Raw genomic sequence first — 25,596 nt, 5'->3', positions numbered from 1 at the left:
TCACTCCAGTCCTTCTTCCACCAGCTCCGAGGCGCGCAATAGCGCCCTCGCCTTGGCCTCGGTCTCCTTCCACTCCAGCTCGGGGACGGAGTCGGCGACGACGCCGGCGGCGGCCTGCACGTAGAGGGTCTGGTCCTTGACGATGCCGGTGCGGATCGCGATGGCCACGTCCATGTCGCCCGCGAAACTGAGGTAGCCGCAGGCGCCGCCATACAGGCCGCGCTTGCTCGGCTCGAGCTGGTCGATCAGCTCCATCGCGTGCACCTTGGGCGCGCCGGTGAGCGTGCCCGCGGGGAAGGTGGCGCGCAGCACGTCCATGTTGCTCATGCCGTCATTGAGCAGGCCCTCGACGTTGCTCACGATGTGCATCACGTGGCTGTACCGCTCGACGACGAAAGCCTCGGTGACCTTGACGCTGCCGGTCTTGGCGATGCGGCCGATGTCGTTGCGGGCCAGGTCGATCAGCATGACGTGCTCGGCACGCTCCTTGGGGTCGGCCAGCAGCTCGATCTCGGTGGCCTTGTCGGCCTCGGGCGTGGCGCCGCGCGGGCGGGTGCCGGCCAGCGGGCGGATGGTGACCTTCTGCCCCTCGGGCACCTGCTCCTGGCGCACCAGGATCTCGGGCGAGGCGCCGACCACGTGGAAGTCGCCGCCCTGGCCGTCGTAGCCCGTGAAGTTGTAGTAGTACATGTACGGGCTGGGATTGAGCGAGCGCAGCGCGCGGTACAGCGACAGCGGCGACTCGGTGTAGCGCTTCTTCAGGCGCTGGCCCACCTGCACCTGCATGAAGTCGCCGGCGGCGATCAGCTCCTTGGAGCGCTCCACGGCCGCCAGGTAGTCGGCCTTGGCGAACTCGCGCTCGACGGGGTAGGACTGGGTCTGCTTCACCGTGGGCGCGCTGACCGAGTACTTCAGCAGGTCCTTCAGCTCGCGCAGGCGCTTCTTGCCGTTGGCGTAGGCCTCGCCCTGCGACGGGTCGGCGTAGACGATCAGGTACAGCTTGCCCGAGAGGTTGTCGATGACCGCCAGTTCCTCGCACTGCAGCAGCAGGATGTCGGGGCAGTGCAGCGTGTCGGGCGGACAGGTGGCCGCGAGCTTCTTCTCGATGTGGCGCACCGTGTCGTAGCCGAAGTAGCCAGCCAGGCCGCCGCAGAAACGCGGCAGTCCGGGGCGCAGGGCCACCTTGAAGCGCTGCTGGTAGGCCTCGATGAAGTCCAGCGGGTTGCCGCGGTTCGTCTCGATGACGATGCCGTCGCGCACCACCTCGGTCTTCGCCTCGGCGCCGAAGCCGCTGGCGCGCAACAGGGTGCGCGCGGGCAGGCCGATGAAGCTGTAGCGGCCGAAGCGCTCGCCGCCGACGACGGACTCCAGCAGGAAGGACAGGCGCCCGTCGCCCTTGGCATGGGCCAGCTTCAGGTACAGGGACAGGGGGGTTTCCAGGTCCGCGAAGGCCTCGGCGATGAGGGGGATGCGGTTGAAGCCTTGCTGGGCCAGGCTTTTGAACTCGAGTTCAGTGATCATGGGTGAGCCTCCACAAGCTCGGCGGCACGGGGCCGCGGATTCGATCGGTGTGCCCCGCGCATGGCAACGACGCGGGGCGCGGGGGCACGGGTGGCCCCGTGCAATCAGGCGCGCACGTTCACTGGCTTACGCCAGGGCCAGGCTCCCCGGTCGGAGCAACCTGTGATCGTGGTGCGGTGGATGAACATGACGGGCCAGTGTAGCAAACGGCCGTGGCGCGCGGACCACGGCCAGTCAAAGCTGGTCGATCGCGTCGACCCAGGCGTCGGCATCGACCGCGGTCACCGGCTCGCCGTGGTTGTAGCCGTAGGTGACGAGGGCCACCGGGCATCCGGCGGCGCGCGCGGCCTGGGCATCGTTGCTCGAATCGCCCACCATCAGCGTGCGCGCCGGCTCGCTGCCCAGCGCGCGGCAGGCCATGAGCAATGGCAGCGGGTCGGGCTTCTTGCGCTCGAAAGCGTCGCCGCCGAAGACCTGCTCGAACGGCTCGAGCAGTCCCTTGGCCTCCAGCAGGTCACGGGCGAAGCGGCCCGGCTTGTTGGTGACGCAGGCCAGGCGCAGGCCGGCCTCGCGCAGGCGCCGCAGGCCCTCGGCGGCGCCGGGGTAGACCTCGGCATGGCGGCCGTTGGTGGCGTCGTAATGGCGCTGGTAGGCCTCCCAGGCGTCGCGGAAGCGGTCAGCGTGCGCACCGACGGCATGCAGGGCGCTGCGAATCAGGTGCTCGGAACCCTTGCCGACCATGCGCTCGATGGCGGCGCGCTCCAGCGTGGGCAGGGCGAGTTCGGCGAGGGTGCCGTTGAGGGCGACGGTGAAGTCGCCGAGGGTATCGACCAGGGTGCCGTCGAGGTCGACGATGGCAGCCTGGAAGGAGGACAGCGGGGGAAGGCTCATGCGCCGAGTGTGCCCGAGCCCGAGGGGGGACTCACCCCCGCGGCCTCAGGGCGCCACGGGCTCCATGCCCTTGGCCCGCACCGTCGCAGCCGCCTGCGGGGCGGCCAGTTCGGCCAGGAAGGCGCGGGCCGCCGCGGGCACCGCGGTGCGGGCGCTGACCGCGCCGGCGTAGGTGGTGTAGTTCTGGATCGCCTCGGGCAGCGTGCCGACCAGGCGGGCCTCGGGCACGGCCAGGATCTCGCTGACCTGGTGGATCGCCAGGTCGGCCTCGCCGGTGACCAGGCGCTGCGCCACCAGGCCGCCCGGCACCAGGACGGCCTTGGCCCGCACCGCCTCGGCCAGGCCCATGCGCTGGAACAGGCCGTCGAGGTAGATGCCGCTGGAGCCGCCGGCGGCCGGGTCGATGTAGGCGACGCGCCGCGCCGCCAGCACGGCCTGCCGGAACTCGTCGACCGTGCCGAGCGCGGGCGCAGGATCGCCGGCCTTGACCGCGACACCGATGGCCACGCGCGCCAGCGGCCGGATGCTGGCCGCCTCCACCCGGCCCTCGGCCCCCAGCGGCTGCAGGCCGGCGGGGGTGAGCACCAGCACGTCGAAACCCTCGCCCCCGGCGATGCGGCGGATGATGGCGCCCGCCGTGTCGTTCACGACCTCGACGCGGTGGCCGGTGCGGGCCTCGAAGGCCGGCACCAGCGCACTGACCACGGGCTTGAAGGCCCCGGTGGTCAGGACCTTGACCGTATCGGCATGGACGGCGGCGGACAGCGCGAGGAGCGCGGTCGCCAGGAGGCGGGCGGGCAGGGACATGGCGCGACTTCCGGGAAGTGGAAACCGCGCCATCTTAGGGGCCACGCGCGGCCCCTTGCCGGTGCCGGCCTTCAGCGGTTGCGGTCGCTGCCTCCCTGGCCGCCCTGGCTGCCGCCGCGGTTGCCGCCGCCGCTGGCCTCGCCGCCCTTGCGTCCGGCCTCGCGCGCCTCCTCGGAGGTGAACTCGTGGGCAGTACCCTTTTCATGGGCGGCCTTGCCGCCCTTGCTGCCGGCCTCGCGCGCCTCCTCCGGCGTGAATTCGTGGGCCGTGCCCTTCTCGTGGGCAGCCTTGCCGCCCTGGCTGGCGATCTCGCGCTGGCGGTCGGGATCCATGGAGGCAAAGCCGCGGTTGGAGCCGCCCTGCTCGTTCTGGCTGGCCTGTCCGCCTTGCTGGCCCTGCTTGCCTTGGTTGCCTTGGTTGCCTTGATTTCCCTGGTTGCTGGATGCCATGGTGATGCTCCTGTGGATGCAGGCGGCCGGCCCCATGCCGGCCCCATGGGCGCCATTGGGAGCCGCGGGCGCCGCAACGTGCGTCGGCACGACGGCGCAGCCCGCGTAGGAGGGGGCGGGCGCCGAGCCGGCGGCCGGCACCAGGCTCAGGCCGGTACGGCCTCGGCCCCGGGCCGTCCCCAGTGCCGGTGCCGGGCGATCGCCTGCATGAACTCCTGCGCCATCGGCAGCCGGGTGGCCGGGTCGTTGCGGCCGGTGACCACGCCGGGGGCGGAGGCGGCCTCCCCGCCCGGCGCCCGCAGCAGTTGGGCCCCCTCGCCGATCAGGCACAGGGCCTTGCCGTGGCGGAAGGCCTCGAGCACGAAATGCACCGCGTCGCCGCTGGCCGCGAGCGCCTGCGCGCTGGACGCGCCGGCGGGGACCATGACCGCGTCGAACAGCACCGAGGGCGCGGCGGCCAGGGCGTGGTCGACCGCCAGCTGCTGCCCCGAGGAGGTGGAGACGAAGCCCAGGTGCGCGGCGACCACCCGCGTGACCGCGCCGGCGTCGTGCAGGGCCTGCTGCAACACCCGCATGGCGCCGATCTCCACCCCGTGCGCGACGAGGATGGCGATGCGCCGGCTCGCGATGCCCGGGGCCGGCGCGTCCAGGCTCAGGGAGGGCGAGCGCTCCAGCGGCTCGCCGCGCGCGGGCGGCGCCTCGCGGAAGCCGGCGCGGCCTGCGGCGGCGCGCGGGTCGGGGGTGCCCAGCCCCAGGGGCTCGGCCACCTTGCGGGCCAGGCGGGCGTCGACATGGGCCAGGTTGTCGACCACGCGCTGGCGGATCGCCACCGCCTCCACCTGGGCCAGCTCCCACTGGAAGGCGGCGACGAGCTGCTCCCTCTCCATCGGGCTCAGGCTGTTCCAGAGCAGGGTGGCCTGGCTGAAATGGTCGTCGAAGCTGGCCGGGCGGCACCGCAGCTTGGCGGCGCCCGCGACGGCATCGGCGCCGCGGAACCCCTGCTGCCCGCCGTCGACCCGGAACTCGCCGCCCTGGGCCAGGGTGTTGGGCTCGTAGTGCGCCACGCCCTGCGCGATGGAGATCCGGCCGGCGCCATCGCGGTGCAGCGCATGGACCGGGCACACCGGCCGGTTGACCGGCAGCTCGCTGCCGTTGGGCCCGCCGAGGCGCGAGACCTGCGCGCCGGTGTAGGCCGCCAGCCGCCCCTGCAGCAGCGGGTCGTGGCTGAAGTCGATGCCGGGCACCAGGTGGCCGGGGTGGAAGGCCACCTGCTCGGCCTCGGCGAAGAAGTTGTCCGGGTTGCGATGCAGCACCAGCTTGCCCACGGCCTGCACAGGCAGCACCTCCTCGGGCACCAGCTTGGTGGGGTCGAGCAGGTCGATGCCCAGGCCGCCGGCGCGGTCCTCCTCGATCAGCTGCAGGCCCAGTTCCCACTCGGGCTGCGGGCCGCGCGCCACCGCCTCCCACAGGTCGCGGCGCAGGAAGTCGGGGTCGCGACCGGCGATGCGGCGCGCCTCGTCCGCACCGAGCGCGTGGCGGCCCAGGCGCGGGCGCCAGTGGAACTTGGCGAAGTGCGGGGTGCCATGCGCGTTCACCAGGCGGAAGGTGTGCACGCCGTAGCCGGCCATCATGCGCAGGCTGCGGGGCAGCGCGTGCCCCGACATCAGCCACATCAGCGCATGGGTGGTCTCCGGCATCAGCGAGCAGAAGTCCCAGAAGCCGTCATGCGCGCTGGACGCCTGCGGCATGCCGTGGTGAGGCGCGGGCTTGAGGGCGTGGGCGAAGTCGGGGAACTTCATGGCGTCCTGCACGAAGGCCACCGGGAAGCTGGCGCCCACCAGGTCGAAGTTGCCCTCACGCGTGTAGAACTTCACCGCGAAGCCGCGCAGGTCGCGGACGGTGTCGGCCGAGCCGCGCTCGCCGGTGAGGTTGGAGAAGCGCACGAACACCGGCGTTCGCCCTCCCGGCTCCTGCAGGAAGTCGGCGCGGGTGAAGGCCGAGAGGCTGCGGTAGGTCTCGAACCAGCCATGGGCGGCGCATCCCCGCGCGAACACCACCCGCTCGGGGATGCGCTCGTGCTCGAAGTGCGCGAGCTTCTCGCGCAGGATGAAGTCCTCGAGCAGGGTGGGGCCGCGCTCGCCGGCGCGAAGCGAGCCGTGGTTGTCGGGGATGACCACGCCCTGGTCGGTGGTGAGCGGCCCCTCGGGGGCGGCGCTGAAGGCGTCGAGCTGGCGCTGGCGCGCGGCGACCGCATCGGCCGGCCGGGCCTTGCGCGGGAGGTCGGGGCGGGCCTGCGGCATCCCGGGCCTCAGGCGCGGTCCAGGTCCAGCCTGGCCTCGACCAGGTAGACCACGACCGCCACGACGAGGATGCCGCCGGCGCTCGCGGCGCACCACACCAGCCACTCGGGCCAGCCAACGAGCTCGGCCAGCATGTGCATGTCGATGTCCCTCCCTGCCTTGGATCCGGTTGCAGCCGGCAAGGGTAGGAAAGCTCATGGGCGTGACCCGTCATCGCCCGGCGGGCCCGCGTGTGGGAGCAGACGGCCGGGCCGGGTAGGAGGGCACCGACGGCGGCCGCGGTGATGTCCGATGGCGGGCGCGGCACGCGGCGCGCACGCTGGCCGCATCATGCGCATCCGACGACGTGGACATGTCCCCGGGGTCTCCGGGCCCGCGGCGCCCGCGCAGGGCGAGACCTCGCCGGCGCAGGGAGAGACCCAGCAGCCGGTGCCTCGGCTGCCGCACGAGCGGGACGAATCAAGCGACGATCAGGCCCCCCGCAGCCCCTCGATGGAGCGGGTCGGGCGGCAGGCCCACGAGGACCTGGAACGGGGCGTCCCCGATACCTCGCGCAGCGTCGAGACCGACGCGACCTACCACCGGCTGCGCGAGCCGGCGCCGCCCGGCGAGGTGGAGCGCGAGGAGAAAGCCGGGGGAAGAACCGGGGAGGACGGCGAGGCGAAGCCGGTCAGCCCGCCAGCGCCGCCCGCATCGCGTCAATGACGCCGCGGTAGTCGGGCTTGCCGAAGATGGCGCTGCCAGCCACGAAGGTGTCGGCGCCGGCGGCGGCGACGCGGGCGATGTTGTCGGCCTTGATGCCGCCGTCCACCTCGAGGCGGATGTCACGGCCGCTGGCGTCGATGCGCTTGCGCGCCTGCTCGATCTTGCGCAGGGCCGAATCGATGAAGCCCTGGCCGCCGAAGCCGGGGTTGACGCTCATGATCAGGATCAGGTCGATCTCATCGATCATGTGATCCAGCACCTCGAGGGACGAGGCCGGGTTGAACACCAGGCCGGCCTTGCAGCCGCGCGCCTTGATCGCCTGCACGCTGCGGTGCACGTGGGTCGAGGCGTCGGGGTGGAAGCTGATGAAATCGGCGCCGGCGTCTGCGAAGAGCTGGGCCAGCGCGTCGACCGGCTGCACCATCAGGTGGACGTCGATGGGCACGGGCGTGCCGTCGGGCTTCTTCGCGTGCGGCTTGAGCGCCTGGCACACCATCGGGCCGAAGGTGAGGTTCGGCACGTAGTGGTTGTCCATCACGTCGAAGTGGATCCAGTCCGCGCCGGCGGTGATCACGTTGCGCACTTCCTCGCCCAGGCGGGCGAAGTCGGCCGACAGGATGGAGGGGGCGATGCGATGGGTTTGGGTCATCGCGCGATTCTCGCAAATCGCGCGGGCGCTACCATCGGCCCATGGCCAAGTACCAGTTCCAGGTGGAAGCGCAGCCCGAATACCTGCCCGACGAGTCCGACCCGTCGCATGGCGTCTACAGCTTCGCCTACACCATCACCCTCACCAACACCGGCGAGGTGCCGGCGCAGCTGATCTCGCGGCACTGGCACATCACCGATGCCACCGGCCAGGTCGAACAGGTCCGCGGGCTCGGCGTGGTGGGCCACCAGCCCCTGCTCAAGCCGGGCGAGTCGTTCCAGTACGCCAGCGGCTGCCGCCTGCGCACGCCCACCGGCACCATGCACGGCGCGTACTTCTTCGTGGCCGAGGACGGCGAGCGCTTCGAGTGCGAGATCCCGCTGTTCGTGCTCGACGACGGCTCGCGCCGCGTCCTGCACTGAGACGGCATCCGGGCGCGGCTCAGCCCCAGTCCTACAGACTCATCAGGAGGTCGTCGATAAAGTCCCGCAACGGGAACTCTGCATGATCGACGTCCTGTACGCCTTGCGCGACGCACTGCGCGACACCTTCGACCTCACCCTCCTCCAATGGCCGCTGCTGCTGGCGCTGGCGGCCGCCGCCGGCCACCTGGTGCAGCGGCGACTGGGCCTGCCCCAGGTGGTGGGCTACTCCGTGGTGGGCGCCGTCGCCGGCCTGGCGGGCTTTTCGGGGGCGGTCTGGCCGCTCGAGGGCACGGGCCTGCTGCTGCTGCAGCTGGGCGTGGCGATCGTGCTGTTCGAGGCCGGCGGGCGCATCGCGCTGCGCTGGTTCCGGCACAACCCGATGGTGCTGCTGCAAAGCCTGCTCGAGGCCACGCTCACCTTCGCCCTCGTCTACTTCACCATGCGCAAGCTGGGGATGGCCGCCACCGTCAGCGAGGCGCTGGCCGCGATCGCGGTGACGGGTTCGCCCGCACTCCTGAACCGGGTGGTGCGCGACACCCGCGCCACCGGCGCCGTGACCGAACGCGCCCTGGTGCTCACCACGCTGGGGGCGCTCTACGCGCTGGCGCTGGTCAGCGCGCGCACCCACGTGATCCACCGCCACCGCGAGACGCTGGGGGACACGCTGTGGCCGATCCTGCTCGTGCTGGGCCTGTCGGTGCTGGTGGGCCTGGGCCTGGCGCTGGCGCTGCGGGCGGCGCTGCGCGTGATGAGCCCGACCAGCGAGAACACCTCGATCGTCCTGATCTGCGGCATCGCCGCCAGCGCCGTGCTGGTCGACGACCTCGGCGGCTCGGCGCCGCTCGCTGCGCTGCTCGGGGGCATCTTCCTCAAGCAGATGCACCCGCGCCCCTGGTCCTGGCCGAACCAGCTGGGGACCGCGGCGTCGTTGCTGGTCATGTTGAATTTCGTCCTGGTGGCGGTGGTGGCGGCGCAGGCGCCCTGGAACCCCGCCGTCGCCGGCCTGGTGCTGGCGCTGCTCGCCGCGCGCATGGCCGGCAAGGTGCTGGGCGTGGGCCTGGCCAACGCGGGCAGCGGCCTGGGCTGGCGGCAGGCGCTGTGGACCGCCTGCGCCATGTCGCCGATGGCCTCGGTGGCGCTGCTGCTGGTGTCCGAGTTCGCGGCGGCCTCCCCCAGCCTCGGCCCCCCGGTGGCCAGCGTGGCCCTGCCCGCCATCCTGCTGATGGAGGTGGTGGGCGCCATCGTCGCCACCTTCGCGATCTACCGCGCCGGCGAGACCTCGCGCGAGGCGGCGACCGAGGCACGGGAGCGCCATGCCTGAAGCCCTCTCTCTGGAGCCTTTCAGCCGGTCCGACGCCCTGACGCTGGGCGTGGAGCTGGAGCTGCAGCTGGTCAACACCCACGATTACGACCTCGCGCCCTACGCCGAGGAGATGCTACGGCTGATGCAGCGCCACGCCATCCCGGGCAGCGCGGTGCCGGAGATCACCTCCAGCATGATCGAGGTCTCCACCGGCATCTGCCGCAGCGCGCGCGAGGTGGCCGCGCAGCTGCGCGTGACGCGCGACGCCCTGGTGCACTGCGCCGACCGCCTCAACATCGCGGTGGTGGGCGGCGGCACCCACCCGTTCCAGCGCTGGCACGAGCAGCGCATCTACGACAAGCCGCGCTTCCGGCAGCTCTCCGACCTGTACGGCTACCTGAGCAAGCAGTTCACCATCTTCGGCCAGCACGTGCATGTGGGCTGCCCGGACGCCGACGCGGCGCTGCTGATGCTGCATCGCATGTCGCGCTACATCCCGCACTTCATCGCGCTGTCGGCCTCCTCGCCCTTCGTGCAGGGACAGGACACGCAGTTCGACTCGGCGCGCCTGAACTCGGTGTTCGCCTTCCCGATGTCGGGGCGCGCGCCGTTCACGCTGTCGTGGACGGAGTTCGAGGCCTACTTCGCCAAGACCACCCGTACCGGGGTGATCCGCAGCATGAAGGACTTCTACTGGGACATCCGGCCCAAGCCGGAGTTCGGCACCATCGAGATCCGGGTGTTCGACACGCCGCTGTCGATCGAGCGCGCCGCGGCCCTGGCGGGGCTGGTGCAGTCGCTGGCCGCCTGGTTCCTGAAGGAGTCGCCGTTCATGCCCGCGGAGGACGACTACCTCGTCTACACCTACAACCGCTTCCAGGCCTGCCGCTTCGGCCTGGAAGCGGTGTACGTCGAGCCCACCACCGGCGAGCACCTGCCGCTGCGGGACCACATCGCGCTGACGCTGGAGCGCATCGCCGACCATGGCATGGACCTGGGGGCCGACGCCGGCCTCGCCCTGCTCGCCGACGAGGCCGCGCGCGGCCGCAACGACGCGCGCTGGCTGCGCGAGAGCCAGGCCCGCGAGCGGCTGCTGGCGGAGACCGTGCGCCAGGCCGCCGGCCGCCTGAGGGGATCGGCCTAGGGGCCCGGCGCGCGGGCGCTATGCTCGGCGCTCCATGGGTGAATTCGACCTGATCGACCGCTTCTTCAAGCGCCCCGCGCGCCGCAGCCCGCTGGGCGTGGGTGACGACTGCGCGCTGCTCGCGCCCGCTCCCGGCATGCAGCTGGCCGTTTCCAGCGACATGCTGGTCGAGGGCCGCCATTTCCTGTCCACCGTGGACGCGCGCCGCCTGGGCCACAAGTGCCTGGCCGTCAACCTCAGCGACCTGGCCGCGTGCGGCGCCCGCCCGCTGGCCTTCACCCTGGCGCTGTCGCTGCCGCAGGCCGACGCGCGCTGGCTCGAGCCGTTCTCGCAGGGCCTGCTGGCCCTGGCCGACGCGCACGACTGCGAGCTGGTGGGCGGCGACACCACGCGCGGCCCCCTGAACATCTGCATCACCGTCTTCGGCGAGGTGCCGGCGGGGCAGGCCCTGCTGCGGTCCGGCGCGCGCGCCGGCGACGAGCTCTGGGTCAGCGGCCACACCGGCGACGCGCGCCTCGCGCTGGAGGTGTTCCGCGGCCGCCTCTCGGTGCCGCAGGCCGCCTTCGACGCGGCGCGCGAGCGGATGGAGCTGCCGACGCCGCGGGTGGCGCTGGGCCAGGCCCTGCGCGGCATCGCCACGGCGGCCGTGGACATCAGCGACGGCCTGCTCGGCGACCTTGGCCACATCCTCAGGCAGTCCGGCCTGGGGGCGGTGATCGACACCGACGCCGCTGCCACCCTGCCGGCCACCGGCGCAGCGCTCACGCCGGCGCAGCGGCTGGAGCTGGCGCTGGCCGGCGGCGACGACTACGAGCTGGCCTTCACCGCGCCCGCCACGCGGCGCGAGGCGGTCCTGGCCGCGGCCCGCACCGCCGGTACGCGCGTGACCTGCATCGGCCACACCGAGGCCGCGGCGGGCCTGCGCCTGGTCGACGGCCAGGGCCGCGCCGTCGAGGGCCGCTTCGCCTCCTGGGACCATTTCGCCTGAACCCCGCATGACCCCACCTTTGCTGCGGCCCAGCGTCCGCTTCACGTTCTCGCACCCGGCGCATGCCATCGCGCTGGGCTTCGGCACCGGCCTGTCGCCGTTGGCCCCGGGCACTGCCGGCACGCTGTGGGCCTGGCTGGCCTGGCTGGTGCTGCAGCTGTGGCTGCCGGCCGACGCGCTGGGCTGGGTGATCGCCGCCGCCCTGGTGGTGGGCTGGTGGGCCTGCACCCGCACCGCCGACCACCTGGGCCAGCTCGATCCCGGCAACATCGTGTGGGACGAGGTGGTGGCCTTCTGGATCGTGCTGTGGCTGGTGATGCCGGCCGGCTTCTGGGCGCAGCTCGCGGCCTTCGGCCTGTTCCGCTTTTTCGACGCGGCCAAGCCCGGTCCGGTGGGCTGGGCCGACCGCCTGTTCAAGGGCTTCGGCTGGCGCGGCGGCCTGGGCATCCTGCTGGACGACCTGGTGGCCGCGTTCTGCACCCTGTTCGTGATCGCACTGTGGAGGTTCTTCGCATGACAGAGGACGTCACCCGCCTGTCCCGGCTGCTGCTCGATCGCGGCTGGATGCTGACCACCGCCGAGAGCTGCACCGGCGGCCTGGTCGCCGCGGCCTGCACCGAGATGGCCGGCTCGAGCGACTGGTTCGACCGCGGCTTCGTCACCTACTCCAACGAGGCCAAGGCCGACATGCTGGGCGTGGACCCGGCGCAGATCGAGGCCCATGGCGCCGTGAGCGAGATCGTGGCCCGGGCCATGGCCCACGGCGCGGCGCGGCGCTCGCGCGCCCGCGTCGCCGTGGCCGTGACCGGCATCGCCGGCCCCACCGGCGGCAGCGCCGCCAAGCCGGTGGGCACGGTGTGGTTCGGGTTCATGGTGGACGGGCGCCTGTCCAGCCAGATGCTGAAGTTCGACGGCGACCGCGCCGCGGTGCGCGCCGCCACCGTGCGCCACGCGCTGCAGCGGCTGGCGCAGCTGGTGGAAGCCACCGAGGAATGACACCCGTGAAGGAGGAATCCATGGGCTGGTTCGACGGATTCGAGCAGGGCCGCTTCCCGGTCGGCGGCGGCATCGAGATCTTTGCCCGCTTCGGCGGCGACCGCGGCAAGCCGCCGCTGTTGCTGCTGCACGGCTTCCCGCAGACACATGCGATGTGGCACCGCGTGGCGCGGCAGCTGGCCACGCACTACCGGCTGGTGATACCCGACCTGCGCGGGTACGGCGATTCGTCGAAGCCGCCCGGCCTGCCGGACCATGCGAACTACAGCAAGCGGGAGATGGCGCGCGACCTGGTGGCGCTGATGACGGCCCTGGGCCACCCGCAGTTCTTCGTGTGCGGCCACGACCGCGGCGGGCGCGTCGCGCACCGCCTCGCACTGGACCACCCGCAGCGGGTACAGCGCCTGTGCGTGGTCGACATCGCGCCGACGCTGGACATGTTCGCGGCCACCGACATGGCCTTCGCCCGCGGCTACTACCACTGGTTCCACCTGATCCAGCCCTCGCCGTTGCCCGAGACCATGATCGGCGGCGCGCCGCGGCCGTACCTGCATGCCAAGCTGGGCGGCTGGGGCGCGGGCGGCCTGGGCCACATCGAGCCGCAGGCCCTGGCCGAATACGAACGCTGCTTCATGCGCCCCGAGGCGATCCATGCCGCCTGCGAGGACTACCGCGCCGCCGCCTCGATCGACCTGGACCACGACCGCGAGAGCCGCTCGCGCGGCGAGCAGGTCGCCTGCGACCTGCTGGTGCTGTGGGGCGAGCGCGGGCTGGTGCACCGGATGTTCAAGCCGCTGGACCTGTGGCAGGCCCAGTGCGCCGGCCATGTGAGCGGGCAGGCGATGCCCGCCGGCCACTTCATCCCGGAGGAGCTGCCGCAGGAGACGGCGGACGCCCTCTGGTCGTTCTTCCGCTGAGGGGCAGGGGCGTCAGGCCCCGTGGCACTTCTTGTATTTCTTGCCGCTGCCGCAGGGGCAGGGATCGTTGCGCCCGGGTTCCGGCGCCTTGCGCACGGCCTCCACGCGCGGGCCCAGGCTGCGCCAGATCTGGCGGATGTCGTAGACCGACCAGATCGCCTCACCGAAGTCGTTCAGGCGCGCGTCGCTCACGCTGGGCGGGCCGTCCTCGGTGTGCATGTTGATCTCGGGCTTGCCGGTGTCGGGCGAGGCGAGCTGCTCGATCGACTCGATAGCATCGGCCAGCATCTCGGCCACCTCCTTGTCGCGCGGGGGCGCCCAGTCCTCCTCCCAGGCCTGCATCGCATAGAGGAAGCCGTGGGCCCAGGTCTCGGCGAAGGACGGCAGGTCCTCGAGGTCGCCGTCGCCGCGCTCGCCCTCGGGCAGGGCCAGCACCGCGCCGCGCACGTCCAGCACCTCGGGCTGGTAGGCGCGCTCGTCCTCGAGCGTGTCGACCTCGGCGTCGAGGCCGTCGGCGATCTCCTGCCAGCGGCGCTTCCAGCGCCAGACGAACTCCATGTGCTCCATGGGGTTGAACTTCTCCCCCAGGAGCACAGGCCAGTATTCCTGCGGCGGGATCTCGCGGCGGCAGCACACCAGCGCGGCGAGGAAGCCCTCGCAGAACTCCCAGTCGGGCGTGTCCTCGTCCTGCTCGCGCAGCTGGTCGAGGACGGCGTCGAGCGCGTCGAAATCGTCGGAACCCAGGGGGGCGTCGGTCTTGAGGGGGTCGGTCATGGCATCAGGCGTTTTCAAGGGCGGGCTGGGCGCGCACGGACCAGGCGGCCAGGCGCTTCTTCATGGAGAGCACCGCGCGGTCCTTGCTCAGAAGCAGGGCCTGGCGGGCGACGGCGAGGTCGATGAACTTCTGGTCGTCGGGGTCGCTGCAGGTGACGGGGGCCTTGGCGGGCGCCTCGACCAGCGCGGCGTGGCGGTCGAAGCGGGCCAGCACGTCGGCCGGCTGCAGGCCGTAGTGCGCCAGGCGCGGCACGATCTGCGGATAGGCCAGCACGCGCTCGAGCTCCTCGCGCATGGCGGCGGTGGCCAGCCACTGCAGGCGGCCGGCCTCCAGCGCGGGCAGCAGCGGGCGGGCGGCCTCGTCGGCGAAGACGAAGGCGTCCAGCACGATGTTGGTGTCGAGGACGACGGCGGTCATGCGGCGGGCGGAGTCGGAGCCGGGGACGCGGGCGCGCGCTCGCGCGCCGAGCCGGCCACCATGTCGAAACGGAACAGGCGGCACTCGATCGGGCCGTTCCACATCGGGATGCGACGCGACTCCTTCAGGCGCATGCGCGAGGGCAGCTTGAGGTCGGGCGTGAGCACCCAGGCGGTCCAGCCGGGGTAGTGCTTCTTCCAGTGCGCCGAGAGCTGGGCGAAGAAGTCGCCCGCCTCCTCGACCTGGGCGCGCTCGCGGCCGCCCTGGTGGCGGCCGGCCACGCCCGCGGTCTCGATGCGCTCGCCATAGGGCGGGTTCACCAGCAGGATGCCGGGCTGCTCGCTGGGCGGCATGCGTTGCAGCGCGTCGCCGCCGCGGAACTGCACGACGCCGGCCACGCCCGCGCGCTGCGCGTTGCGGTTGGCGAAGTCGACCATCCGGAAGGCCACGTCGGAGCCGTACACCGTGACCTGCGCGGGCTTGCGCAGCGCCTCGGCCTCGGCCTTGACCTGCGACCACACATGCGCCTGGTACGGCAGCAGCTTCTCGAAGCCGAAGCGCCGCAGCAGCCCGGGCGCGATGCCGCAGGCCACCTGCGCCGCCTCGATGGCGATGGTGCCGCTGCCGCAGCACGGGTCGTACAGCGGCACGCTGCCGTCCCAGCCGCTGGCGGCGATCATGGCCGCGGCCAGGGTCTCCTTGAGCGGCGCGTCGCCCTTGTCCTCGCGCCAGCCGCGCTTGAACAGCGGCTCGCCCGAGGTGTCGATGTACAGCGTGCAGTGGCTGGCGGTGAGGTGCACGTAGACGCGCACGTCGGGCCACTGCGTCTCGACGCTGGGGCGCACGCCGGCCTTGTGGCGGAAGCGGTCGGCGATGGCGTCCTTCACCTTGAGCGCGGCGAAGTTCAGGCTCTTGAGCGGGCTGTGCTGCGCGGTGATCTCGATCTTGAAGGTCTGGCGCGGGGTGAACCAGATCTCCCAGGCCACGGCGGCGGCGGCCTCGTAGATGTCGGCCTCGTTGCGATAGGGCGTGTGCGACAGCTGCACCAGCACGCGCTGCGCGAGGCGGCTGTGGAGGTTCAGGCGCAGGGCCTCGCGCCAGGAGGCGGTGGCGACCACGCCGCCGCGGCCCACCATCAGGTCGTGGCCGGCCAGGCCGGTGAGGCGGTGCACCTCGTCGGCCAGCAGGTCTTCGACGCCCGCGGCGCAAGGCAGGAACAGCTGCAGCGAATTCATGGAAAGAGGAAGGTCAGAGCGCCTTGCGCAGGTTCGCCGGCGCGATGCGCAGGGCCTCGCGGTACTTGGCGACGGTGCGGCGGGCGCATTCGATGCCCTGCTCCTTGAGCAGGTCGGAAATCTGGCTGTCGGACAGCGGCTTCTTGGGGCTCTCGGCCGACACCAGCTGTCGAATGAGTGCGCGCACCGCGGTGCTCGAGGCGTTGCCGCCGGTCTCGGTGCCCAGCGCCGAGCCGAAGAAGTACTTCAGCTCGAAGGTGCCGAAGGGCGTGGACATGTACTTGGCCGTGGTCACGCGCGAGATGGTGGACTCGTGCAGGCCGAGCTCGTCGGCGATCTCGCGCAGCACCAGCGGGCGCATGGCCAGCTCGCCGTGGATGAAGAAGTTCTTCTGGCGCTCGACGATGGCGTTGGACACGCGCAGGATGGTGTCGAAGCGCTGCTGGATGTTCTTGATGAACCAGCGCGCCTCCTGCAGCCGCTGCTGCAGCGCCTGGTGGCCCTCGCCCTTGTGCGCCTTGAGGGCGCCGGCGTAGATGTCGTGCACGCGCAGGCGCGGCATGACATCGGGATTGAGCTGCACGCGGAAACGCGGCTGGCCGGCGCGCACGACGCGGGTGACGATCACGTCGGGCACGACGATGTTGCGCTCCACGTCGACGAAGCGGCGGCCCGGCTTGGGCTCGAGCCGCGCGATCAGGCCGATGGCCGCCTTGATGGCGGCTTCGCCCTCGCCCGTGAGCTGCACCAGGCGCTTGACGTCGCGCTTGGCGAGCAGCTCCATCGGGTGGCGCAGGATGGCCAGGGCGGCCGAGACCGGCGAATCGCGCTCGCCACCACGGGCCTCGGCCATCGCCTGCAGCTGCAGGGTGAGGCATTCGGCCAGGCTGCGCGCGCCGACGCCGGCGGGCTCCAGGTGGTGCAGCAGGCGCAGGGCCACGGTGAAGTGGTGGACCAGGTCCTCCTGCTGCTCGAAGTCGCCGGGCGCGAGGGACTCGGCCAGGGATTCCAGCGAGTCCTCGAGGTAGCCGTCGTCGTTGAGGTTCTCGATCAGGAAGCGCAGCGCCGCCGCGTCCTCGTCGCACAGGCGCAGCGCCAGGGCCTGGCGGTGCAGGTGCATCTGCAGCGACTCGGTGCCGCGGGCCAGCTCGGTGGCGTCGGCCTCGTCGCCGTCGCCGGCGTTGCTGCTGGTGTGGTTGCGGGCGGGAGCGTCGCCGCCCCATTCGCCGTCGTCGGGCACGACCTCGGTGGTGCCGTCGCCCTCCCAGTCGGAGGGGCCGGCCTCGGCGGGCGGGCCGTCGCCGGCGTCGCTGCCCTCGGAGGAGGCGCGCACGTCGGAGACGCCGCCGAAGTCACCGCTGAAGCCGTCGCCGGCCTCGGCGGCATCCGCCGCCACCGGCGCGTCGGATTGCGCCAGGCCGAACTCCTCGCGCGCGGCGCTGTCGTCGGTGACCTCGAGGAACGGGTTGTCGCCCAGCATCTGCTCGACTTCCTGCGACAGCTCGAGCGTCGACAGCTGCAGCAGGCGGATCGACTGCTGCAGCTGCGGCGTGAGCGCCAGGTGCTGCGAGACGCGGAGCGAGAGGCCTTGTTTCACCGGGCCCGCCTTACATGCGGAAATGCTCGCCGAGGTAGACGCGGCGCACGTCGGCGTTGTTCACGATCTCGTGCGGCGTGCCCTGCGCCAGCACATGGCCGTCGCTGATGATGTACGCGTGGTCGCAGATGCCCAGGGTCTCGCGCACGTTGTGGTCCGTGATCAGGACCCCGATGCCGCGGGACTTGAGGAAGCTGATGATGCGCTGGATCTCGATGACCGCGATCGGGTCGATGCCGGCGAAGGGCTCGTCCAGCAGGATGAAGCGCGGTTGCGTAGCCAGTGCGCGGGCGATCTCCACCCGCCGGCGCTCGCCACCGGACAGGGCGATGGAGGGCGAGTCGCGCAGGTGGTCGACCCGCAGGTCCTGCAGCAGCTCGGTCAGGCGCTCCTCGACGGCGCGGCGGCCCAGGGGCCTGCCGTGTTCGTCGAGCTGCAGCTCCAGCACCGCGCGCACGTTGTCCGCCACATTCAGCTTGCGGAAGATCGAGGCCTCCTGCGGCAGGTAGGACAGGCCCAGCCGCGAGCGGCGGTGGATCGGCATGTGCTCGACGGACTGGCCGTCGATGGTGATGGTGCCGCCGTCGGCGCGCACCAGGCCCACGATCATGTAGAAGGAGGTGGTCTTGCCCGCGCCGTTGGGGCCCAGCAGGCCGACGACCTCGCCCTTGGACACGCCCAGGGAGACGTCCTTGACGACCTTGCGGCTGCCGTAGCTCTTTTGCAGGTGCAGCGCTTCGAGCCGGCTCGGCTTCGCGCCGGCCACGGGAGCCTCCACCCGGTCCGCGGCTTCCATCACCGCCGTCACTTGCGCTCCCCGCCCAGCGTGGTGGAGGGACGCAGCGGCGCTGCCGGCGCGGCGGGCGCCGAGGCCGCGCCGCGCGGCGCCAGCACCGCCCGCACGCGGCCGCCGGGGTTGCCGGCCTGGGCCTGGCGGTTGCCGAGGGGCGCGCCGTCCACGGTGAAGACGTCGGTGGTGTTCTCGTAGGTGATCACGCTGCCCTGGGTCTCGTCGGCCAGGACGGCACCGCGGTAGCGGCGCAGCTCCGCCCGGCCGTTGAAGCGCACGCGGTCGGCCTTGCCGTCGTATTCGATGGTGTCGCCCTCGCCTTCGACGTATTCGTCCACGCCCTCGCGCTTCTGGCGCCAGAACGCGCGCTTGCCGGGCTCGGCGGTGACCACGCCGTACTGGTAGCCCTCGGCGTCCTGGCGAACCTCCATGCGGGCGCCGCGAATGACGATGGTGCCCTTGGTGGCGACCACCTGGCCGGTGAACACGCTGACCTGCTTGAGGTCGTCATGGCGCAGGGTGTCGGCCTCGATGTTCATCGGCTTGCTGCGGTCGGCCCGCTCGGCCGAGGCGCTCCCCGCCACGAGCAGGGCCACGAGGGTCAGCGAGAGGGACAGGATGGGGCGCTTCATAGAGGCATGAATCTTGCGAGCATTGTACGCCCCGGATCCGGGTCAACCCGGCGGTGGGGGCGGGAACATCGGGCCGGCCCCGCACCCCGAGCGGGGTCAGCGCCCCTGGCGGACCTGGGCGACCAGGGCGTCGACGATCTGCAGGGCGCGGCCCATGTTGCCGGCGCTCTCGCCGTCCACATAGAAGCGGCCGGCCACGCCCAGGGCGGGCACGCCCTCGACGCGGTAGGCATCCTGCAGCTGCGAGGCGCGGCGGGCCTTGGTCTGCACCGAGAACGACGCGTACAGCTCCTGGAACTTCGCGCGGTCCAGGCCGGACTTCTGCGCCCAGGCCAGGATGGTGTCGTCGCGGTTCAGGGGCTGGCGCTCCTTGTGGATCGCGTCGAAGACCTTGCCGTGCAGGTCCAGGCGGTTCATCGCCTCCAGCGTGTAGAACAGGCGCTGCTGCGGCACGAAGTCGTCGCGGAAGGCCACCGGCACGCGGCGCAGGACCACGTCGGCGGGCAGCTTCTTCGACCAGGCCTCGAGCTGCGGCTCGAAGGCGTTGCAGTGCGGGCAGCTGTACCAGAAGAACTCCACCACCTCGATCTTGCCGGCAGGCGCCTCCACGGGCGCGGACTGCGACAGCACGCGGTAGTCGGTGCCAGCCTTCTGGGCGAAGGCGGCGGGAGCCAGGGACAGGGCGCCGGCGGCCAGCAGGCCGGCGGAGAAATCGCGTCGTTGGATCATGGGGTGGTGAGAGGTTGGGGATTCAGCGCTGCACGCGCACCAGGGCCGCCTCGAAGCCGCCGGACTCCAGCCGCGCCTTGCTGCGGTCGGCATCATCCTTCTTGTCGAAAGGCCCCACGCGCACGCGGAACACCTGGCGGCCGGACTGGTCACGCTCGCTCACGCGGGCCTCCAGGCCCATCAGCGAGAGCTTGGCGCGCTGGGCCTCGGCATCCTCCGGGGTGCGGAAGGCGCCGGCCTGCACGTAGTAGATGAAGGGGTCGGCGCCCGCCGCGGCCGGGGCGTTGGCGCGGGCCGCCGCGAGGTCGCCCAGCGGGTCGGCCGACTTGCCGGCGGGCTTGCTGGCCGCAGCGGCCGGCGCAGGCACCGGGGCGACCGAGCCGCCCAGCGAGGGCAAGGCCGGTGGCGCCGGGGTCGCGGCGGGGGCGGGCGCGCCGGCGGGAGCCGGCGCCGAGGCCGCGCCTTCCGCCGGCGGCTTCACCGGGTTCTTGCCGTACAGGGGGGCGTTGGGATCCCAGTTCTGGTTCTTCTTCGTCTCGGCGGCGTCCTGCTCGGGCGTGCGGGTCTGGGTCTTGTTGACGAATGGGATCGGCACCTTGGTGACGTAGACCGCCACCGCCAGGGCCGCACCCAGGCCCAGCACCAGGCCGATGACGATGCCCACGAGGGTGTTGCCGCGCTGTTGATTCATCTCTGGGATTCCCTGGCTGTCACATCTTCTGCGGGGCACCGACGCCCAGCATGGCCAGGCCATTGTGCAGCACCTGCGCACACGCAGCCACCAGGGCCAGGCGGGCCTTCTTCACGCCCTCGTCGTCGACCAGGATGCGCTCGGCGTCGTAGTACGAGTGGTAGGCCGCGGCCAGCTCGCGCAGGTAGAAGGTGACGTCGTGCGGCGCGAAGTCCTTGGCGGCGGCGGTGAGCATCTCGGGGTACTTGGCCAGCACCAGCATCAGCGCCTGGGCCGCGGGCGAGTCCAGCGGCGACAGGTCGGCGTCCTTCAGGCTGGCGGAGTCGCCGCCCCAGGCCGCCAGCACCGAGCAGATGCGGGCATGGGCGTACTGCACGTAGTAGACCGGGTTGTCGTTGTTCTGGGCGATCGCCAGGTCGACGTCGAAGGTGTACTCGGTGTCGGGCTTGCGAGAGAGCAGGAAGAAGCGGACCGCGTCCTTGCTGGTCCACTCGATCAGGTCACGCAGGGTGACGTAGCTGCCGGCGCGCTTGGAGATCTTCACCTCCTCGCCGCCTCGCACCACGCGCACCATGGTGTGCAGCACGTAGTCGGGGAAGCCCTGCGGGATGCCCAGGCCCACCGCCTGCAGGCCGGCGCGAACGCGGGCGATGGTGCCGTGGTGGTCCGTGCCCTGGATGTTGATGGCCTTGGTGAAGCCGCGCTCGAACTTGGTGATGTGGTAGGCCACGTCCGGCACGAAGTAGGTGTAGGAGCCATCGCCCTTGCGCATGACGCGGTCCTTGTCGTCGCCGTACTCGGTGGACTTGAGCCACAGCGCGCCGTCGTGCTCGTAGGTCTTGCCGGCGTCGCGCAGGCGCTGCACCGCGGCGTCGACCTTGCCGCTGGTGTAGAGGCTGGACTCGAGGTAGTAGTGGTCGAAGCGCACGTCGAAGGCGCGCAGGTCCAGGTCCTGCTCGTGGCGCAGGTAGGCCACGGCGAACAGGCGGATGCCGTCGAGGTCGTCGGGGTCGCCGGAGGCGGTGAACTCGCGGTCGTCGGACTTGACGGTCTTCTTCGCGAGGAAGTCGTTGGCGATGTCCTGGATGTAGTCGCCGTTGTAGGCGGCCTCGGGCCACTCGGCGTCGCCGGGCTTGAAGCCCTTGATCCGGAGCTGGGTCGAGGTGGCCAGGGTGCCGATCTGCACGCCGGCGTCGTTGTAGTAGAACTCGCGGTGCACGCTCCAGCCCTGGCTGGCGTAGAGGTTGCAGATCGCGTCGCCCAGGGCGGCCTGGCGGCCGTGGCCCACGTGCAGCGGGCCGGTGGGGTTGGCGGAGACGAACTCCACCATCATGCGCTGGCCGTTGGCAGGCTGCTGGCCGAAGGCCGCGCCGGCGGCGAGCACCTCGCGCACCACCTGCTGCTTGGCGGCGGGCTTGAGGCGGATGTTGATGAAGCCGGGGCCGGCGATCTCGATCGCGTCGACCCAGCGCTGGAAGGCCTCGCTCGCCAGCAGGGCGGCCTTCAGGGCCTCGGCCACCTGGCGGGGGTTCTGCTTGAGGGGCTTGGCCAGTTGCATGGCCGCGGTGCAGGCGAGGTCGCCGTGGGCGGCGGCCTTGGGGGATTCGAACGCCGCCTTCGCGCCCGCGCCGGGCTGCAGCTGTTCGAGCCCGGACGCGAGCGCGCCGAGCAGGTCTTGGGTGACTTGGAGCATCGGCGGATTTTACGGGCCGCCCCTCGAGCTTTCGCGCTACAAGGCCGCGATGGGCCGGCCCAGCCCCGACAGGCTGAACTGGTGGCGCAGGTAGTCGATCCACAGGCGCACCCGCAGCGCCAGGTGCTTGCGCTGCGGAAACACGGCGTAGATGCCATTGGGCGGGGCGGCGTAGTCGGCCAGCACCTCCACCAGCCGGCCGGCCGCGATGTCGGCCTCCACCTCCCAGGTGCTGCGCCAGGCGATGCCCCGGCCCTGCAGGCACCAGTCGTGCAGCACCTGGCCGTCGGAGCAATCGAGCGGGCCGGCGGGGCGCAGGTACAGCACCTCGCCCGCGTCGCGGAAGGCCCAGCCCCGGGTCTGCGAGGCCTCGCTCGAAAGCACCAGGCAGTCGAAGCGGGCGAGGTCGTCGGGATGCGCCGGCGAGCCGTGCCGACGCAGGTACTCCGGCGTGGCCACGCACAGGCGGCGGTTGTCGGCCAGGCGGACGCTGACCAGGGAGGAGTCGGGGAAGTCGCCCACCCGCACGCCGCAGTCGTAGCCTTCGGCGGCGAGGTCGACCACGCGATCGCTCAGGTTCAGGGACAGCGTGACGTCGGCATGCAGCTCGCGGAATCCCGGCACCAGGGGCGCCACATGGCGCCGCCCGAAGCCGGCCGGCGCGGTGACCCGCAGGTGGCCGCTGGCCTTGACCCCGCCGGCGCTCACGCTGGCCTCGGCATTCGAGAGGTCGGCCAGCACGCGCTGGCAGTCCTCCAGGAAGGCGCTGCCCTCGTGGGTGAGGGAGAGGCGGCGGGTGGTGCGCACCATCAGCTTCACGCCCAGGCGCTCCTCCAGCGCGTCGAGCCGGCGGCCCATGATGGCCGGGGCCACACCCTCGGCCCGGGCCGCCGCGGTGAGGCTGCCGCGGGTGGCGACGGAGACGAAGGATTCGAGCTGCTTGAGCTTGTCCATGGCGAAATTACCTAACAAAAAGTCAAAGACGACTTGATTTTTGGCATGTTAATCGCCCGAGAAGTATCAAATAAAGTCGCGGGATGGAACATCCGCGCGCCGTGCTCTTTGACGCCTACGGCACCCTCTTCGACGTCTACAGCGTCGGCCTGCTGGCCGAGCAGCTGTTTCCCGGCCAGGGCCAGGCCCTGTCGGTGCTGTGGCGTGACAAGCAGATCGAGTACACCCGCCTGGTCACCACCAGCAACGACGGCGCGCACTACCGCCCCTTCTGGGACCTGACCCAGGCCGGCCTGCGCTATGCCTGCAAGCGCCTGGGCCTGGACCTCACGCCGGCCCGCGAGCAGCAGCTGATGAACCAGTACCGGCACCTGTCCGCCTTCCCCGAGGACCGTGAGGTGCTGCAGGCGCTGCGCGATCGCGGCGTGGCCACCGGCATCCTGTCCAACGGCGACCCGCAGATGCTGGGCGTGGCCGTGCGCAGCGCCGGCCTCGACGGGCTGCTGGACCACGTGCTCAGCGTGGACGGCATCCGCAAGTACAAGACCCACCCGCAGGCCTACGCGCTGGGCACGCAGGCCACCGGCCTGCCCGCCGCGCAGGTGCTGTTCGTGAGCAGCAACAGCTGGGACGCGCTGGCCGCGACCTGGTTCGGTTACCGCACGCTGTGGGTGAACCGCCAGAATCTGCCCTTCGAGGAACTGGGCACCCCGCCCACCCGCATCGGCCACAGCCTGCGCGACGTGCTTTCCTTTTTTGACTGAGACAACAAACCCCGGAGAACCCATGACGACTGCCCGCACCGCCATCCACGGCCTCAAGGTCGACGCCGCCCTGGCCCGCTTCATCGACGAACAGGTGCTGCCCGGCACCGGCGTCGACCGCGCCGCCTTCTGGCAAGGCTTCGACGCCATCGTGCGCGACCTCGCGCCGAAGAACGCCGCCCTGCTGGCCGAGCGTGACCGCCTGCAGTCCGAGCTGGATGCCTGGCACACCGCCAACCCCGGCCCGATCAAGAACATGAAGGCCTACCGCGCCTTCCTGGAGAAGATCGGCTACCTGGTCACGCCGCCCAAGAACGTGAAGGCCACCACCGCCAACGTCGACGCCGAGCTCGCCAAGCAGGCCGGTCCGCAGCTGGTGGTGCCGATCCTGAACGCCCGCTACGCGCTGAACGCCGCCAACGCCCGCTGGGGCTCGCTGTACGACGCGCTGTATGGCACCGACGCCCTGCCCGAGACCGGCGGCGCCGAGAAGGGCAAGGGCTACAACCCGGTGCGCGGCGCCAAGGTCATCGAGTACGCCCGCTACGTGCTGGATCGCTGCGCCCCGCTGAAGGAGGGCTCGCACATCGACTCCACCGCCTACGCGGTCAAGGGCGGCAAGCTGGTCGTCACGCTGAAGGACGGCACCACCTCCGGCCTCGAGATCGGCAAGCAGTTCGTGGGCTACCAGGGCGACGCCGCCGCGCCCGCCTCCGTGCTGCTGCAGCACAACGGCCTGCACCTGGACCTCCGCATCGACAAGTCGCACCCGATCGGCGCCACCGACCCGGCCGGCGTGTGCGACCTGGTGCTGGAATCCGCCCTGTCCACCATCCTGGACCTGGAAGACTCCATCGCCGCCGTCGACGCCGAGGACAAGCTGCTCGCCTACAGCAACTGGCTCGGCATCCTCAAGGCCACGCTGACCGAGGAAGTCGCCAAGGGCGGCAAGACCTTCACCCGCGGCCTCAACCCCGACCGCGTCTACACCGCGCCCAAGGGCGACGGCGAGGTGCGCCTGCATGGCCGCTCGCTGCTGTTCCTGCGCAACGTGGGCCACCTCATGACCAACCCCGCCATCCTGTGGGGCGACGAGGACAAGGAGATCCCCGAGGGCATCATGGACGCGGTGATCACCACCGCGATCGCGCTGCACGACCTGCAGGGCCACGGCAAGGACGGCATCCGCAACTCGCGCACCGGCTCGGTCTACATCGTCAAGCCCAAGATGCACGGCCCCAAGGAAGTGGCCTTCGCCAGCGAGCTGTTCGGCCGCGTCGAGCAGGTCCTGGGCCTGGCCCCCAACACCGTGAAGCTGGGCATCATGGACGAGGAGCGCCGCACCAGCGTGAACCTCAAGGCCTGCATCGCCGAAGCCAAGGCCCGCGTGGCCTTCATCAACACCGGCTTCCTGGACCGCACCGGCGACGAGATGCACACCGCCATGCGCGCCGGCCCGATGCTGCGCAAGGGCGACATGAAGACCTCCGCCTGGATCCAGGCCTATGAGCGCAACAACGTGCTGGTCGGCCTGACCTGCGGCCTGAGCGGGCGCGCGCAGATCGGCAAGGGCATGTGGGCCATGCCGGACCTGATGGCGGCCATGCTGCAGCAGAAGATCGGCCACCCCAAGGCCGGCGCCAACACCGCCTGGGTGCCCTCGCCCACCGCGGCCACGCTGCACTCGCTGCACTACCACCAGGTCGACGTGTTCGCCGTGCAGAAGGAGCTGGCCAAGACCTCCGCCGACGCCGTGCGCGACGAGATCCTCGACGGCCTGCTGCAGGTGCCGGTGGCGCCCAAGGCCCACTGGAGCGACGAGGAGCGCCAGCAGGAACTGGACAACAACGTCCAGGGCATCCTGGGCTACGTGGTGCGCTGGATCGACCAGGGCGTGGGCTGCTCCAAGGTGCCCGACATCCACAACGTGGGCCTGATGGAAGACCGCGCCACGCTGCGCATCTCCAGCCAGCACATTGCCAACTGGCTGCGCCACGGCATCGTCACCCCCAAGCAGGTCCATGCCACCTTCCGCCGCATGGCCAAGGTGGTGGACAAGCAGAACAAGGGCGACCCGCTGTACCAGCCCATGGCCGGCAACTGGGAGACCAGCTACGCCTACCGCGCCGCGCTGGACCTGGTGTTCAAGGGTGAGGAGCAGCCCGCGGGCTACACCGAGCCGCTGCTGCACGCCTGGCGCCAGAAGGCGAAGGCGAAGGCCTGA

27 protein-coding genes are annotated in these 25,596 nt (G+C 71.5%); 10 read left to right on the top strand and 17 right to left on the bottom strand.

Annotated elements, in window-relative coordinates; genetic code table 11:
• The 6 genes from trpE to ACFQZY_RS10230 all read right to left on the bottom strand — a co-directional run bounded on the left by trpE (position 1) and on the right by ACFQZY_RS10230 (position 6,108).
• A complete protein-coding gene (trpE, locus tag ACFQZY_RS10255; RefSeq protein ID WP_377415530.1) occupies positions 1–1,521 on the bottom strand; it encodes an anthranilate synthase component I in 1,521 nt (506 codons plus the stop codon).
• Between the two features lie 234 nt (positions 1,522–1,755).
• Positions 1,756–2,412, bottom strand: coding sequence for a phosphoglycolate phosphatase (gene gph / locus ACFQZY_RS10250; RefSeq protein ID WP_377415529.1), 657 nt, complete (start codon positions 2,410–2,412; stop codon positions 1,756–1,758).
• A 45-nt stretch (positions 2,413–2,457) separates the two neighbouring features.
• A complete protein-coding gene (locus ACFQZY_RS10245) occupies positions 2,458–3,219 on the bottom strand; it encodes a molybdate ABC transporter substrate-binding protein (protein ID WP_377415528.1) in 762 nt (253 codons plus the stop codon).
• Between the two features lie 71 nt (positions 3,220–3,290).
• Complete coding sequence (locus ACFQZY_RS10240) at positions 3,291–3,668, bottom strand: KGG domain-containing protein (RefSeq protein WP_377415527.1); 378 nt, start codon at positions 3,666–3,668, stop codon at positions 3,291–3,293.
• Positions 3,669–3,814: 146 nt separating this feature from the next.
• Positions 3,815–5,968, bottom strand: coding sequence for a catalase (locus ACFQZY_RS10235; protein WP_377415526.1), 2,154 nt, complete (start codon positions 5,966–5,968; stop codon positions 3,815–3,817).
• Between the two features lie 8 nt (positions 5,969–5,976).
• Positions 5,977–6,108 carry a hypothetical protein gene (locus ACFQZY_RS10230; protein ID WP_377415525.1) on the bottom strand — a complete coding sequence of 44 codons (132 nt, stop codon included), beginning with the start codon at positions 6,106–6,108 and terminating at the stop codon, positions 5,977–5,979.
• A gap of 190 nt (positions 6,109–6,298) precedes the next feature.
• On the opposite strand from ACFQZY_RS10230, the gene ACFQZY_RS10225 reads away from it, so the two are divergent.
• Positions 6,299–6,673 (top strand): hypothetical protein, encoded by a 375-nt coding sequence (locus tag ACFQZY_RS10225; protein ID WP_377415524.1) that lies wholly within the window; start codon positions 6,299–6,301, stop codon positions 6,671–6,673.
• On the opposite strand, the gene rpe is transcribed toward ACFQZY_RS10225, so the two are convergent.
• The gene (gene rpe / locus ACFQZY_RS10220; RefSeq protein WP_377415523.1) at positions 6,639–7,322 is read right to left on the bottom strand and encodes a ribulose-phosphate 3-epimerase; all 684 of its coding nucleotides are present in this window, start codon (positions 7,320–7,322) and stop codon (positions 6,639–6,641) included. The two genes, ACFQZY_RS10225 and rpe, sit on opposite strands and share 35 nt — an antisense overlap.
• A 41-nt stretch (positions 7,323–7,363) precedes the next feature.
• On the opposite strand from rpe, the gene apaG reads away from it, so the two are divergent.
• From apaG to ACFQZY_RS10185, 7 genes are all read left to right on the top strand, one after another.
• Positions 7,364–7,744: a Co2+/Mg2+ efflux protein ApaG gene (gene apaG / locus ACFQZY_RS10215; protein ID WP_377415522.1), complete on the top strand. Its 381-nt coding sequence runs from the start codon at positions 7,364–7,366 to the stop codon at positions 7,742–7,744.
• 82 nt (positions 7,745–7,826) lie between these two features.
• On the top strand, positions 7,827–9,068 hold the full coding sequence (locus ACFQZY_RS10210; RefSeq protein WP_377415521.1) for a cation:proton antiporter: 1,242 nt from the start codon (positions 7,827–7,829) through the stop codon (positions 9,066–9,068).
• Positions 9,061–10,194 (top strand): YbdK family carboxylate-amine ligase, encoded by a 1,134-nt coding sequence (locus ACFQZY_RS10205; RefSeq protein WP_377415520.1) that lies wholly within the window; start codon positions 9,061–9,063, stop codon positions 10,192–10,194. Before ACFQZY_RS10210 ends, ACFQZY_RS10205 begins: the two co-directional genes overlap by 8 nt.
• Before the next feature lie 34 nt (positions 10,195–10,228).
• Complete coding sequence (thiL, locus tag ACFQZY_RS10200; protein ID WP_377415519.1) at positions 10,229–11,182, top strand: thiamine-phosphate kinase; 954 nt, start codon at positions 10,229–10,231, stop codon at positions 11,180–11,182.
• A gap of 7 nt (positions 11,183–11,189) precedes the next feature.
• Positions 11,190–11,699 carry a phosphatidylglycerophosphatase A gene (locus ACFQZY_RS10195; RefSeq protein WP_377415518.1) on the top strand — a complete coding sequence of 170 codons (510 nt, stop codon included), beginning with the start codon at positions 11,190–11,192 and terminating at the stop codon, positions 11,697–11,699.
• The gene (locus ACFQZY_RS10190) at positions 11,696–12,178 is read left to right on the top strand and encodes a CinA family protein (RefSeq protein ID WP_377415517.1); all 483 of its coding nucleotides are present in this window, start codon (positions 11,696–11,698) and stop codon (positions 12,176–12,178) included. The genes ACFQZY_RS10195 and ACFQZY_RS10190 overlap by 4 nt, the downstream gene beginning before the upstream one ends.
• Positions 12,179–12,198: 20 nt before the next feature.
• Positions 12,199–13,095: an alpha/beta fold hydrolase gene (locus tag ACFQZY_RS10185; RefSeq protein WP_377415558.1), complete on the top strand. Its 897-nt coding sequence runs from the start codon at positions 12,199–12,201 to the stop codon at positions 13,093–13,095.
• A gap of 12 nt (positions 13,096–13,107) precedes the next feature.
• Here the strand turns inward: ACFQZY_RS10185 and ACFQZY_RS10180 are convergent, their stop codons facing one another.
• The 10 genes from ACFQZY_RS10180 to ACFQZY_RS10135 form a co-directional block, all read right to left on the bottom strand.
• Complete coding sequence (locus ACFQZY_RS10180; protein WP_377415516.1) at positions 13,108–13,869, bottom strand: UPF0149 family protein; 762 nt, start codon at positions 13,867–13,869, stop codon at positions 13,108–13,110.
• A 4-nt stretch (positions 13,870–13,873) separates the two neighbouring features.
• On the bottom strand, positions 13,874–14,287 hold the full coding sequence (locus ACFQZY_RS10175; protein WP_377415515.1) for a putative toxin-antitoxin system toxin component, PIN family: 414 nt from the start codon (positions 14,285–14,287) through the stop codon (positions 13,874–13,876).
• A complete protein-coding gene (locus ACFQZY_RS10170; protein ID WP_377415514.1) occupies positions 14,284–15,522 on the bottom strand; it encodes a class I SAM-dependent RNA methyltransferase in 1,239 nt (412 codons plus the stop codon). Before ACFQZY_RS10170 ends, ACFQZY_RS10175 begins: the two co-directional genes overlap by 4 nt.
• Before the next feature lie 13 nt (positions 15,523–15,535).
• On the bottom strand, positions 15,536–17,119 hold the full coding sequence (locus tag ACFQZY_RS10165) for an RNA polymerase factor sigma-54 (protein WP_377415513.1): 1,584 nt from the start codon (positions 17,117–17,119) through the stop codon (positions 15,536–15,538).
• A gap of 10 nt (positions 17,120–17,129) precedes the next feature.
• Positions 17,130–17,915 carry an LPS export ABC transporter ATP-binding protein gene (gene lptB / locus ACFQZY_RS10160; protein ID WP_377415512.1) on the bottom strand — a complete coding sequence of 262 codons (786 nt, stop codon included), beginning with the start codon at positions 17,913–17,915 and terminating at the stop codon, positions 17,130–17,132.
• 8 nt (positions 17,916–17,923) lie between these two features.
• Positions 17,924–18,541 carry a lipopolysaccharide transport periplasmic protein LptA gene (gene lptA, locus ACFQZY_RS10155; protein ID WP_377415511.1) on the bottom strand — a complete coding sequence of 206 codons (618 nt, stop codon included), beginning with the start codon at positions 18,539–18,541 and terminating at the stop codon, positions 17,924–17,926.
• Between the two features lie 96 nt (positions 18,542–18,637).
• Positions 18,638–19,267, bottom strand: a complete 630-nt coding sequence (locus ACFQZY_RS10150; protein WP_377415557.1) for a thiol:disulfide interchange protein DsbA/DsbL — start codon at positions 19,265–19,267, stop codon at positions 18,638–18,640.
• Between the two features lie 25 nt (positions 19,268–19,292).
• Positions 19,293–19,961, bottom strand: a complete 669-nt coding sequence (locus ACFQZY_RS10145; RefSeq protein WP_377415510.1) for an SPOR domain-containing protein — start codon at positions 19,959–19,961, stop codon at positions 19,293–19,295.
• A 19-nt stretch (positions 19,962–19,980) separates the two neighbouring features.
• Positions 19,981–21,654, bottom strand: coding sequence for an arginine--tRNA ligase (gene argS / locus ACFQZY_RS10140; protein WP_377415509.1), 1,674 nt, complete (start codon positions 21,652–21,654; stop codon positions 19,981–19,983).
• Positions 21,655–21,690: 36 nt separating this feature from the next.
• On the bottom strand, positions 21,691–22,608 hold the full coding sequence (locus ACFQZY_RS10135; protein ID WP_377415508.1) for a LysR family transcriptional regulator: 918 nt from the start codon (positions 22,606–22,608) through the stop codon (positions 21,691–21,693).
• 83 nt (positions 22,609–22,691) lie between these two features.
• Between ACFQZY_RS10135 and ACFQZY_RS10130 the strand changes: the two genes are divergently transcribed.
• A complete protein-coding gene (locus ACFQZY_RS10130) occupies positions 22,692–23,372 on the top strand; it encodes a haloacid dehalogenase type II (RefSeq protein WP_377415507.1) in 681 nt (226 codons plus the stop codon).
• A 22-nt stretch (positions 23,373–23,394) separates the two neighbouring features.
• Positions 23,395–25,596, top strand: a complete 2,202-nt coding sequence (locus tag ACFQZY_RS10125; RefSeq protein ID WP_377415506.1) for a malate synthase G — start codon at positions 23,395–23,397, stop codon at positions 25,594–25,596.

The organism is Ramlibacter sp. GCM10027632 (genome assembly GCF_042675325.1).
Taxonomy (GTDB): Bacteria; Pseudomonadota; Gammaproteobacteria; order Burkholderiales; family Burkholderiaceae_C; genus Ramlibacter.
Note: the sequence above shows the minus strand (reverse complement) of the source record. Positions and strands in the feature narration are given on the sequence as shown.